At 59.5% G+C, this 11,947-nt stretch carries 10 protein-coding genes; 4 read left to right on the plus strand and 6 right to left on the minus strand.

Going from position 1 to position 11,947, the window contains the following annotated elements; all coding sequences use genetic code 11:
* The first annotated feature begins 65 nt into the window (after positions 1–65).
* Complete coding sequence (locus HX805_RS21575) at positions 66–617, plus strand: GNAT family N-acetyltransferase (protein ID WP_102604583.1); 552 nt, start codon at positions 66–68, stop codon at positions 615–617.
* 2 nt (positions 618–619) lie between these two features.
* On the opposite strand, the gene HX805_RS21580 is transcribed toward HX805_RS21575, so the two are convergent.
* From HX805_RS21580 to HX805_RS21600, 5 genes are all read right to left on the minus strand, one after another.
* Positions 620–1,633, minus strand: a complete 1,014-nt coding sequence (locus tag HX805_RS21580; RefSeq protein WP_008436085.1) for a GNAT family N-acetyltransferase — start codon at positions 1,631–1,633, stop codon at positions 620–622.
* Positions 1,634–1,647: 14 nt separating this feature from the next.
* Positions 1,648–2,481 (minus strand): taurine dioxygenase, encoded by an 834-nt coding sequence (gene tauD, locus HX805_RS21585; RefSeq protein ID WP_177117302.1) that lies wholly within the window; start codon positions 2,479–2,481, stop codon positions 1,648–1,650.
* A 2-nt stretch (positions 2,482–2,483) separates the two neighbouring features.
* A complete protein-coding gene (gene tauA, locus HX805_RS21590; protein WP_177117303.1) occupies positions 2,484–3,470 on the minus strand; it encodes a taurine ABC transporter substrate-binding protein in 987 nt (328 codons plus the stop codon).
* Positions 3,471–3,635: 165 nt separating this feature from the next.
* On the minus strand, positions 3,636–4,505 hold the full coding sequence (locus HX805_RS21595) for an oxaloacetate decarboxylase (RefSeq protein WP_003208921.1): 870 nt from the start codon (positions 4,503–4,505) through the stop codon (positions 3,636–3,638).
* A 142-nt stretch (positions 4,506–4,647) separates the two neighbouring features.
* Positions 4,648–5,772: an alpha/beta hydrolase gene (locus tag HX805_RS21600; RefSeq protein ID WP_177117304.1), complete on the minus strand. Its 1,125-nt coding sequence runs from the start codon at positions 5,770–5,772 to the stop codon at positions 4,648–4,650.
* A gap of 163 nt (positions 5,773–5,935) precedes the next feature.
* On the opposite strand from HX805_RS21600, the gene HX805_RS21605 reads away from it, so the two are divergent.
* Positions 5,936–6,775, plus strand: coding sequence for an EcsC family protein (locus HX805_RS21605; RefSeq protein WP_177009355.1), 840 nt, complete (start codon positions 5,936–5,938; stop codon positions 6,773–6,775).
* A 215-nt stretch (positions 6,776–6,990) separates the two neighbouring features.
* Positions 6,991–8,751: an EAL domain-containing protein gene (locus HX805_RS21610; protein ID WP_177080861.1), complete on the plus strand. Its 1,761-nt coding sequence runs from the start codon at positions 6,991–6,993 to the stop codon at positions 8,749–8,751.
* A 44-nt stretch (positions 8,752–8,795) separates the two neighbouring features.
* On the opposite strand, the gene katG is transcribed toward HX805_RS21610, so the two are convergent.
* Positions 8,796–11,066, minus strand: a complete 2,271-nt coding sequence (gene katG / locus HX805_RS21615) for a catalase/peroxidase HPI (RefSeq protein ID WP_177117305.1) — start codon at positions 11,064–11,066, stop codon at positions 8,796–8,798.
* Positions 11,067–11,344: 278 nt separating this feature from the next.
* Here katG and HX805_RS21620 point away from each other — a divergent pair, with 278 nt between their 5' ends.
* Positions 11,345–11,935 carry an amino acid synthesis family protein gene (locus HX805_RS21620; protein ID WP_177080863.1) on the plus strand — a complete coding sequence of 197 codons (591 nt, stop codon included), beginning with the start codon at positions 11,345–11,347 and terminating at the stop codon, positions 11,933–11,935.
* The last annotated feature ends 12 nt before the right edge of the window (positions 11,936–11,947 follow it).

Raw genomic sequence — 11,947 nt, forward strand, 5'->3', positions numbered from 1 at the left:
CAGATTGATTTTTTATTCCGCACGACACACCTTAGCGAATCTTTTTCCAAAAGGTGACGCCCGCAGTGTCCGATTTTCCGACTCTCAAAACCGAACGCCTGACCCTCAGAGAGCTTACACAGGAGGATGCGGTGGGGTTGTTTGCGATTCATAGCGACGCTGAAGCAATGAAGTGGTTCGGTGCCGACCCAATCACCGAGCCTCATCAAGCGGAGCAACTGATCGAGCTGTTTGCCAGTTGGCGCACCTCACCCAATCCGGGGATTCGCTGGGGGATTGAGGACATAGCCACGGCAGCGCTGATCGGCACCTGTGGTTTCTTCAAATGGAATCGTGCGTGGCGCAGTTGCGCCATCGGGTTTGAGATGGCGCAATCGGCACAGGGACAGGGGCTCATGAAGGAGGCGGTTTACGCCGCCCTTCGATGGGCGTTCCAGCACATGGAACTCAACAGGATCGAGGCGCTGGTTCATCCTGACAACGCTCGGTCACTGAACCTGCTTGAGAAAGCCGGGTTCGTGCGTGAAGGAACGTTGAGGCAGGCGGGTTACTGGAACGCAGCTCATCAAGACCTGGTTCAGCTTTCGCTGCTGCGTGGGGAGTGTGAGTACCTTTAGTGTCAGCGCGCGGTCCGGCGGTAAACCAGCGTATCGCGTACGCCGAAGTACTCGCAGCGCCGCGCGCCTTGAAGGGTTTCCACCCATTCAAACCCCGTTGCCTCAGCCAGTCGTTGACTGGATATGTTCGCCGAAGAAGTGGTCAGGCGCAGTGTGTGCCCGCTCAACTGCGAAACCAGAGCGGTCAATGCCTCCCTCATCAGCCCATGACCGGCGTGTGCCTGATTGCCCCAATAGCCAACTTCGTAGCTGTGAATCTCATCGGCCAGCGGCAGCAGGCCGATACAGCCCACCAATGCCTGGGGCTCGTCGCGAGATAACAGGAAATACCGTTTCTCCCCGACAGGCGCATCGAAGTCTTTGGCCGCGCGCTGCAGGCTTTCCTGCGTGTCCTCCCGCGTCCAGTGCGGCTTGCTCCATACGAGAAACCGGCGGTGCAGTGCGTAGCTGGCGTTCAAGGCATCGGCGAGTTTTTCAGCGAGCGCCACATCAGGCGCAACCAGGGTCATCCGGTCAGTTTGCAGGGTTGTGGGCAGCGGCGCCTGCTGTTCAATGGTTTGCACCCACACGAATCCTTCGTCTTCACTGGGTGGCTCGAGCATGCTGAACACGCTTTTCAGCGCGTCCTCCGGCACCTTTTTGTCAGCATTGCGTTGGGCATTTCGCGATAACGCCAGCTCCAGCGGTGCGCTCACCAGGATGCCGATCACCGGGACTGCATAGTCCCTCGCGATGGACAGCAGCTCCTGCCGATGACGCCGCGCCGGCAAAGCAGCATCGAAGACGATTGCGCCGTGCCCCAATCGCTCAAGGTTTTCCGCCACCCAGCGAGACTTGCCCGCCCCCTGCACGCCCATGACCACGTACACGTGAGTGCCCTTTGCCGCCTGTGACAGCTCGTGCCTCAACCGCGCATACGCGAGCTGCCATGCCTGTCGATTTCGTTCAGGCGTGAATTCCCTGCCGAACTCGGTTTCCAGATAGTCGTCAGGGTTGATCACCAAGGGCAAGTCCATCGACCGATCCTCCATCAAAAAGGCACGTCACCCAAAATCGTCGCGCGGTGCATCACCCGCCTTTGCGGTCGGTAATCATCAATCGCGTAATGCTGGGTAATGCGGTTATCCCAGAACGCTACATCATTCGCCTTCCATCGCCAACGCACGGTGAATTCCGGACGGCTCACGTGGCTGAACAATAACCGCAACAACGCATCACTTTCCGCCGCCTCAAGCTCATTGATCCGCGTGGTAAAGCCTTCACTCACAAACAACGCCTTGCGCCCGGTGGCAGGATGCGTCCTGACCACCGGGTGTGACAGCGGCGGGTGATCCTTCCGGGCTTTTTCGTAGCGCGCCAATGCTTCGGGCGTGCTGCCGAAGCGCTCGGTGGGAAATGATTTGGTCAATTCGTGGGTGGCGGTCAGGCCGTCGAGCAGTTGCCTGACGGGGGCCGATAACCCTTCAAACGCAGCCACGCCATTGGCCCACAACGTATCCCCGCCGAACGCAGGCACTTGCCTGGCCGCCAACACGGAGCCCATCGCCGGTGCGGCGAGGAAGGTCACATCGGTGTGCCAGATGGCGTTGTCGCGGACATCGGTCACGGCGGTGTCGATCAGCAGCAATTCCTGGTGCCGGTCAACGTGCGGGTAAATCGGATGCCGGTGCAAATCACCAAACCGCGCGGCAAATGCCACGTGCTGCCCTGGGGTAATGGCCTGGTTACGGAAGAACAACACCTGGTGCTGCAGCAGTGCTTGCTCCACCCAGTCGTGTTGTTGATCCGTCAGAGGCAGGGCCATATCCAGCCCCTCAACCTCCGCGCCGATGGTAGGGCCAAGGGGATGAAGCGTCAGGCCCATGATTATTCTCCGATGAACTTGTCGCTGACGAAGGCGGAATAGTCAGGCAGGACCTTTTCGATTTTTCCCTGCTCTTTCAGAAATTCGGCGGTCTTGCCGATTTCCCTGGCGGTGCCACCGGCGAGGTATTGCGCGCTTTTTTGTTCGGCGGCCGTCGGGAACGACGAGCCTTCGAGCAGATCGGGAATGTCCGCAGCGTTGGCGCCTGTGAGTCGGGCGATGCTCTTCACGGGGGCAGAATCAACGGTCCAGTCTTTTTTATGCGCGGCGTAATCGGCAATCGCCGCCAGGCTGACCCTGGCAAAATCGGCAACGACCTTCGGATTCTTTTCAGCGAAATCCTTGCGCGCTACCCACACCTCAAAGGTCGGGGCGCCCCAGTTGGAAACTTCGGCAGCATCCGTGAGGATCTTGCCGGTCTTGCGGATTTCACCCAGGGCAGGCGACCAGGTAAACGCCCCGTCGATATCGCCGCGGGCCCAGGCGGCGGTGATTTGTGCCGGTGTCAGGTTGACGATGTTGACTTTGCGCGGGTCCAGGTTCCAGTGCTTCAGCGCGCCCAGCAGGCTGTAATGGGAGGTCGACACAAAGGGCACGGCGATGGTTTTGCCGATCAGGTCATCAGGGGTCTTGATCCCGCTGCCGTCGCGAACCACCAGGGCCTCGGAACTGCGAATCTGCGCGCTGACAATGAACGCCACCAGCGGCATGTTTCGCGAAGCCGCCGCGGCCAACGGGCTGGAACCCAGGTTGCCGATCTGCACATCACCGGAAGCCATGGCGGCCAGGACGGCCGGGCCCGCGTCGAATCTGCGCCAATCGATCTTCTGGCCGATACCTTTTTCATATTCGCCATCGGCGATGGCGCGTTTGATCGGGTCGATGCCGTTGATGTAGCCGATGGTGAGGTCAGCGGATTGAGCGCTTAGGGAGAGGACAGCGAGGCCCACGGCCGAGAGGAGGTTGCGGGCCAGTTTCAGCGTGTTCATTTTTATAGATTCCTGAGCGGATAAGACTTGAACAGCGCGGACTCCGGCTCTCCAAGGGTCAACTCAGTTAGATGATATTGATCTATAAAAAATAAAATAAATAATTTTATGGAATTAGCTTAGAGCTTCTGCAGGAGCGATCAAGCTCGCTCCTGCAGGGTCATGTCACTCTTGGACATCCATGAACTCTTTGGCCCAGCTCACGTAGGTGTCGGGGAACGTGTAGGTGTGGGTCAGTTCGCTGGCGGTAAGGTTTGACGTGCTGCGCGTGAGGTTGCGCTGTTCGCGAAGGCTGTCGTAGGTGGCCTTGATCGAGGCGAAGTACGCGCCGTGCCCGGCAACCACAATCCGCACACCCAGTTTGGCCAGGCGTTCGTTGTCATTGAGATGCGGGTTGGCGTAGGTCACCAGCATCAACGGCACCGTCAGGCCTTCGGCGATCTGTTCAAGGTGGTCGAAGTCACGGACACCCACCATGCAGATGCCGTCTGCGCCAGCCTCTTGATACGCCTTGGTGCGATGGATGACGTCTTCCACCGGCAATACGGCGGCGTTGGTCCGGGCGATGATCGAAAGCTGCGGATCGACCCGAGCCTCCAGGGCCGCCTTGACCTTGCCCACGCCCTCTTCCGTGCTGATGAGGTCGGTGGATTTGCGCCCGAACTGCGCGGGCAACAGGGTATCTTCAATGGTCAGCGCCGAGACGCCAGCACGCTCCAGTTCCTGGACGGTGCGCATCACGTTCAGTGCATTTCCGTAGCCGTGGTCGGCGTCGGCGATCACCGGAAGCTGCGCCACCCGGCCGATGCGGGTGGCCTGCTCGACGAACTCACTCAGGGTAATCAGCGCGAAGTCCGGTGCAGCCAGGACCTGTAATGACGCCACCGAGCCTCCCAGGATGCCGACTTCGAAGCCCAGGTCTGCAGCGATCCTGGCCGACATCGGGTCGAACACCGAGGCGGTGTGAAAGCAGTGTTGGGAGGCCAGCAGCTCGCGAAACGAGCGCCGTAGATCCTGGTGGGAAATTTTCGACATGTTCACTCCTCACTGTCGCCGTATACGCGGGAACGACCAGTGCCAATTCAAAAGTAAGGCTAGCGTATCACGCCGGAAAAAGATGGTTGATGACGTTTGAGAAACTTATACATCACGCTTGGCGGGGGGAAGCCCGCCGCCATTACTTCAACCGTCCCGCCTCACCCAGCCAGGTTGACGCGCCCTGGTGCAACCATTCGGTGGCGGCGGGATTGTGTTTGACCCGGCTATCCAGGAACGCCACACCCATGGCCTGAATCGCGGCCACCTGCTTGGGGTCCGGCGCCGGTTCGCCCGCCATCGGGCCGCCGCCAGGTTTGGCGCCGTGCTTGTGCCCTCGACCCTTGGGCGCGTCGCCAGACGAAGCACTGCCCTTGTCGGTCCTTTTCGCCGGCCGGCTGAACAGCTCGCTCCCGGACAAGGTCTTGTGCGTCGCACTGTTCAACTCCAGCTGAACACTGCCCGCCGCTGTCACCGACTCGCCCAACACCTCTCGCTGACGGTAAGAGCTGACCCAGTTGAACGGGTCTTCATCCTGCTGGCCGGTCATCGACAGCACGGGCGCCGTTATCCGGGCAAACACGTCCGGCCGGGCATCGGCGTCCACATAAGGGCTGAGCAGCAACACCGCCTTGGGTTGAATCCCGACGCCCGGGGTGGCCCCGGGCTCCAGCGCCCCGGCGAGTGCCTCAGCGGTCTGCGCGCCAAAATCAAAGCCGGCCACCACCACCTGGTTCCAGTCGATGGCCGCCAGTTGCGCGTCGCCTTTGGCGGCCCGTGCCCGAACTTCGCTCAGGACTTTCTGCAAGGTCGACAGCCTGTCACGCAGGGCGGCGGCGGAGTAATGACTGCTCGCCATCCCGCGAAAGTCGCCATATAACGCCTGCTGCGAGGCAAAGATCGACTGATCATGGGCGGGTTCCTGAACCGACAACACCGCATAACCGGCCTGCGCCCAAGCCTTGCGCCACGCCACCCCGCCCGAGGCCGGCTCACCCAAACCCGGCAAGTAGATAATCAGCGGCAGGCGCTCATGGGTCACTGGTGCCAGCCACGCAACGTTCACCGATTGCTTGTCGAGCTGCCAGGTCGCGCCCCAGCCGGACGTTTCATAATGGGACGGTTGATACGCGGTGCTCAGTTCCTTGTTGACCCGCTCGCTGAATTCGGCCCGCGGGTTTGGCGGATCGCCCGCACACCCCGCAATCAATCCCAGGCTGCCCACCAGGGCGCTCACCGCCAGCCAGTACCGAGGTTGAAGGTTCATTCGATTCACACCGCCGCTCAGTTCAAGGTAACTGGGAGCCTAACCGACCCGCCGGCGAACGCAGCACCCGCGCAGGTAAAGAATGGGTAAAGCGTGACGGCACGATGGCCCTCTTCGCGGGTCTTTGTTTTATCAAAGCCGGAAAAATTTCAAGGAGACGCCTGTGAGCATCAGAGACAATCCCGAGGACTATCAGGATCTCAAGCGGGCCGTCGGTTTGCTGGAGTCACCCTCCCTGACGGCCAGGCTGTCCGGCATGATCGGCTCCCCGATTGAAAGCGCGGTAAAGGCATTGCCGGGGGTGGTTTCCAAACGGATCAATGGCGCGGTGGCGGCAGCGCTGCATTCATCCGCCGGCGCGGCGCTGAAAAGCCTGGACAACAGTCCGAGAAAACCGGCCTCGACCCGGCTGCACAAGGCTTTTGCGGCCACCTCGGGCGCCATCGGCGGGGCCTTCGGTTTCGCGGCGCTGTTTATCGAGCTGCCGATCTCTACCACCATCATGATGCGCGCGGTCGCCGACGTGGCGCGCAGCGAGGGTTTCGACCTGGGCGACTTTTCGACCAAACAAGCCTGCATCGAGGTGTTTGCCATGGGTGGCACCAGCCAGGCCGACGATGCAACGGAGACCGGTTACTACATGACCCGCAGCTTCACCACCCAGGCCATGCAACAACTGTCCAAGGAGCTGGCGGGGATCGCCGCCAAGCAGGGCTCCAAGGCCATCAGCAGCTTGTCCCCGGGCCAAGCCGGGAAATGGCTGGCGATCCTCATCGATAAAGTCGCGACACGTTTTGGCTTTACCATTTCCAGCAAGTTCGCAGCCCAGGCCGTTCCCGTGATGGGCGCCTTTACCGGGGCGACAATCAATGCACTGTTCACCCACTTCTACCAGGACATGGCGCGGGGGCACTTCATCGTGAAACGGCTGGAAGAGAAATATGGTTTTGAGCCCATCAAGGATGCGTACATGGCCATCAAGGCGGCGCCCCGGGTGAACTAGAAGCGCGGAAATGCCGGAAAAATTTTTAATGCCGTGCATCCACTTCGCTGCCCCGCGCGTACATTCATCCGCAGGGCGCAAGAATTAGGGAGATACGCAGGAAGAGATCACCGGACGCCATACCCTTGAGCTATCTGATGAATAGAAAAACAACATCATAATGATGGCACTGTCTGATACCTTGTTGTACGAACATAACCACTTTGAGGATTGTCATGGGCGAAGGCGCTCCTATTCCGCCGAATGAAATTGAACGGCTAAAAGAGGTCGCGAAATTTTGTCCAACCGACAGCGATAGTGATGATGTATTTGAAAAGATCGTCGAGATGGCGTCTGCCTATTACAACGCCCCCATCGCACTGATTTCAATTGTCGATAAACACCGGCAATGGTTCAGGGCACGCGTGGGAATTACAGAAACGCAGACACCGCGAGAAGTGTCTTTTTGCGCCTACTCTACCCTGGACAACGCCCTGTTGGAGGTGTCGGACGCAACGCTGGATGCCCGCTTCAAAGACAATCCCCTGGTCACGGGGCCGCCGCATATTCGTTATTACGCGGGCGCGCCATTGATCACGGAGGATGGCTTTACCCTGGGAAGTCTCTGCATCATTGATACTGTCCCCCGCCCTCCCATGAGCGAGCGTGACAGTGCAATGCTCAACGACTTTGCCGAGCTGGTCATGATGCGCATACAGGGCATGCGGTCCCGCAACTTCGTAGACCAACCGACTGGGCTATTCAATCGACTCAGGCTTGAGGAAGATATACGTCAAGCGCTTAAGCTTGAAAACGCGTGCCATGTGTACGCAGTTGACATTATTTCGCCAAAGTTTCTCAACGATATTGTAAAGGCCCTGGGCTACAGCTTTGCCGGAGACCTGGTTCTGGCGATCAAATCTCGCCTGCAAAACCTGTTACCCGCGCAGTGCCTGCTTTACAAAATCAGCCCGACGCGGTTTGGCTTCATCCTTGAGGAGAATCAAACCACCGAGCACATCTGCGAAAGTATTCTCAAGGACTTCAAAAAGCCTGTTGAATGCCACGGCATCCCCATCCTCATGCAAGTCGGGATTGGCGTGCTGCCCATTCACCACTCCGGCCAGCAAGACTGGCTGCGCCTGCTGGTGAGTGCGGCAGATGAGGCACGTGACCGCAAGCTGGGCTGGTCTCTTTATGAACCCCAGTTTGATGCGGCTCAACAACGCGCGTTCATGCTGTTGAGTTCATTGCCGGAAGCGGTCAGCTGCGACAAACAGTTCAGCCTGGTGTATCAGCCCAAAGTCAAACTGCCCTCGGGAAGCTGTGATTCGGTAGAGGCATTGCTACGCTGGACCCATCCGTTGCTTGGCCCCATCAGCCCTGCCGAGTTCATCCCCCTGGCCGAAAAAACCGCGTTGATACCGTCCGTTGGATTATGGGTGCTCAACGCAATCATCCGGCAAGCCGCAGCCTGGAAAGCACAAGGCGTGCGCCTGCGAATAGCGATGAACATTACCGTCAGCGATCTGGAAAGCTCCGAGTTCGTGGACGCGATGATTGATGAGCTTCACCGGCATGACCTTGACCCTGCCGACTTTGAACTTGAGTTTACCGAAAGCATGTTGATGACCAACCCTGAGGAAGTCATCCGGCAACTGCAGCGCGTTCGGCAGATTGGCATAGAAGTCGCGGTTGATGATTTCGGCACGGGCTACAGTAACTGGGCGTACCTGAAGGAACTGCCGGCCACTACCGTCAAGCTGGATCAATCATTGATCAGCGGGCTGGGCAGCAATCAAAATGACAAGCAGTTGGTTAAAACCCTGATAGGCCTGGCGAAAGGGCTCGGCTACCGAGTCGTTGCCGAAGGTGTAGAAAACCAGGAAATCCTCGACCTCTTGATACAGTGGGGATGTTCCGAAGCGCAGGGCTACCTGATAGCAAAGCCCATGACCGCAACGGACCTGGAAACCTGGATAAGCCAAGGCCGCTAGCGAACAGGCCCACAGCGTGGGCCTGTAAACGTCAGGCGCCAGTGTCAGGCCAGTTCAAAGCGATCCAGGTTCATCACCTTGGTCCAGGCCGCCACGAAGTCCTCGACGAACTTCTCCTCGGCGTCGGCACTGCCATAGACTTCGGACAGCGCCCTCAACTGGGCATGCGAACCGAACACCAGGTCGACCCGGGTGCCAGTCCACTTGACGGCACCGGTCTTGCGGTCATGCGCCTCAAAGGTATCGTGGGTGCCGGTGACCGGCTTCCATTCAACGCCCATGTCCAGCAGGTTCCTGAAGAAGTCATTGGTCAGGGTTCCCGGGCGCTCGGTGAACACCCCGTGCTTGCTTTCCCCGACATTTAGACCCAAGATCCGCAGTCCGCCCAACAGCACCGTCATTTCGGGTGCGGTCAATGTCAGCAGTTGCGCCTTGTCGATCAGCAACGCTTCGGCCGACACCTTGTAGTGCCCCTTCTGGTAGTTGCGAAAGCCATCGGCGACCGGTTCAAGGAAACCGAACGACTCGACATCCGTCTGCTCCTGGGAAGCATCCGTGCGCCCTGCCGTGAAAGGCACCGTGGTCTTGCGGCCGGCATTTTGGGCCGCCCGCTCAACCCCCACATTGCCCGCCAGCACGATCAGATCGGCCAGGGAAATCCTTTTGCCTCCCGTCTGTGCGGTATTGAAGTCGCCCTGAATAGCTTCGAGACGCTTCAGTACGCCCGACAGTTGCTCAGGCTGGTTGACCGCCCAGTCCTTCTGCGGAGCCAGGCGCAGGCGCCCGCCATTGGCTCCCCCGCGTTTATCGGAGCCGCGGAAGGTGGACGCCGCTGCCCATGCCGTCGAAACCAGCTGCGAGACCGTCAGCCCGGCGGCGAGAATCTTTTGCTTGAGCGCCGCCACATCCTGCTCATCCACCAGTGGATGATCGACCGCAGGAATCGGGTCCTGCCACAGCAACTCTTCCGCGGGGGTTTCCGGGCCGAGATAACGCGCAAGCGGGCCCATGTCGCGGTGGGTAAGCTTGAACCAGGCACGGGCAAAGGCGTCTGCCAGTTGGTCCGGGTTGGCCAGGAAACGTCGGGAGATCTGCTCGTACGCCGGATCGAAGCGCAGCGCCAGGTCCGAGGTCAGCATGCTCGGCGCATGCCGCCTGCCGGCGTCATGGGCATCCGGAACCTTGCCGGCGCCAGCACCGTTCTTCGGCGTCCACTGGTGGGCGCCCGCCGGGCTCCTGGTCAGTTCCCATTCAAAGCCGAAGAGGTTTTCGAGGTACTCATTGCTCCATCTTGTCGGCGTCGAAGTCCAGGTCACCTCCAGCCCGCTGGTGATGGTGTCACCGCCCTTGCCGCTGCCGAAGCTGTTTTTCCAGCCCAGCCCCTGCTCTTCCAGGCCAGCCGCTTCCGGTTCCGGGCCGACGTTATCCGCCGGACCTGCGCCGTGGGTCTTGCCGAAGGCGTGACCGCCGGCGATCAGGGCTACGGTCTCTTCATCATTCATCGCCATGCGACCGAAGGTTTCACGGATATCCTTCGCCGAGGCGACCGGATCCGGAACACCTTCAGGCCCTTCCGGGTTCACGTAGATCAAGCCCATCTGCACAGCGGCGAGGGGATTTTCCAGGTTGCGCTCACCGCCCCCGGTGCGGCTTTCTTCGTTGCCATGGTTCTGCGGTTCAGCCACCAACGGACCATCACCCGGCTGCTGCATTTTCTTTTGCACGCCGTAACGCTCTTCTCCCCCCAGCCACGTGGTCTCGGCGCCCCAGTAAACGTCCTCGTCCGGCTCCCAGACATCCGGGCGACCGCCGGAGAACCCGAAGGTCTTGAACCCCATCGACTCCAGCGCAACGTTACCGGTGAGTACGATCAAATCGGCCCAGGAAATCCGCCGGCCGTACTTTTGCTTGACCGGCCAGATCAGGCGACGGGCCTTATCCAGGCTGACGTTGTCAGGCCAGCTGTTGAGCGGTGCAAAGCGCTGCTGACCGGAACCGGCACCGCCGCGACCGTCGGCGGTACGGTAGGTCCCGGCGCTGTGCCAGGCCATGCGAATGAACAGCGGGCCGTAATGGCCAAAGTCCGCGGGCCACCAGTCCTGGGATTGCGTCATGACATCGCGCAAATCCTGCTTGACCGCTTCGAAGTCAAGGCTCTTGAACGCCTTGGCGTAATCGAAGCCCTCACCCATGGGGTCGCTGAGGGAGGAATGCTGATGCAGGATCTTCAGGTTCAGTTGCTGGGGCCACCAGTCTCGGTTCGTGGTGCCGCCACCCGCAGCGTGGTTGAAAGGGCATTTCGATTCAGTTGACATGCTTGGCACACCTTTTAGTGACGTTTTCAAAGATTAGCCTCGTTCGCAGAAAACTCTAATAGCTGCAACGTTATCCCCTGATAGACCTGTTCTTGGGATTGAAAGCCGTCCTGGGGCCCCGCCCTGCATAAGAGCCACTGGGATCTCAAGACCAGAAAAAGCCATCCGCTCGACCTTTTATCGCGCGAACCCATCTTCAGTTTGCTTGCAGCTCTTGCGCTTGCGGTATTATGGTATACCATCATACACAAACCAATCAGCACCCAGGTGGAGCAGCCATGAGTTTTGAAATCCGCAAGATCGTCAGCTATGTAGAAGAAACCTTTATTGAAGGCGGCAAGGCCTCCGACACGCCAGTGACTATGGTGGGCCTGGCTGTCGTCCTGAAAAACCCGTGGCTGGGTCGCGGTTTTGTCGAAGACCTGAAACCGGAAATCCGTGCCAACTGCTCGGATCTCGGCGCACTGATGGTGGAGCGCCTGATTGGCATTATCGGTGGTGCAGACAATATCGAAGCCTATGGCAAGGCCGCCGTGGTCGGTGCCGACGGTGAAATCGAACACGCCTCGGCAATCATCCATACCCTGCGCTTTGGCAACCACTACCGCGAAGCGGTCAAGGCCAAGAGCTACCTGAGTTTTACCAACAAGCGCGGTGGCCCGGGCACATCGATTCAAATCCCGATGATGCACAAGGATGACGAAGGGCTGCGCTCGCACTACATCACCTTGGAAATGCAGATAGAAGATTCCCCGCGTGCCGACGAGATCGTGGTGGTCCTTGGGTGCGCCGACGGCGGCCGCCTGCACCCACGCATCGGCAACCGTTACATCGACCTGGAAGAGCTGTCAGCCGAGAAAGCCCAGTAAGCAAGACCGGTC

This window comes from Pseudomonas sp. G5001, assembly GCF_013385475.1.
Classification (GTDB): domain Bacteria; phylum Pseudomonadota; class Gammaproteobacteria; order Pseudomonadales; family Pseudomonadaceae; genus Aquipseudomonas.

Bases quoted from the DNA above. Each gene is read 5' to 3' on its own strand.
- HX805_RS21580 (WP_008436085.1), bottom strand. From the start codon at position 1,633: ATGGACTTGCCCTTGGTGATCAACCCTGACGACTATCTGGAAACCGAG.
- tauD (WP_177117302.1), bottom strand. From the start codon at position 2,481: ATGGGCCTGACGCTTCATCCCCTTGGCCCTACCATCGGCGCGGAGGTT.
- tauA (WP_177117303.1), bottom strand. From the start codon at position 3,470: ATGAACACGCTGAAACTGGCCCGCAACCTCCTCTCGGCCGTGGGCCTC.
- HX805_RS21595 (WP_003208921.1), bottom strand. From the start codon at position 4,505: ATGTCGAAAATTTCCCACCAGGATCTACGGCGCTCGTTTCGCGAGCTG.
- HX805_RS21600 (WP_177117304.1), bottom strand. From the start codon at position 5,772: ATGAACCTTCAACCTCGGTACTGGCTGGCGGTGAGCGCCCTGGTGGGC.
- HX805_RS21610 (WP_177080861.1), top strand. From the start codon at position 6,991: ATGGGCGAAGGCGCTCCTATTCCGCCGAATGAAATTGAACGGCTAAAA.
- katG (WP_177117305.1), bottom strand. From the start codon at position 11,066: ATGTCAACTGAATCGAAATGCCCTTTCAACCACGCTGCGGGTGGCGGC.
- HX805_RS21620 (WP_177080863.1), top strand. From the start codon at position 11,345: ATGAGTTTTGAAATCCGCAAGATCGTCAGCTATGTAGAAGAAACCTTT.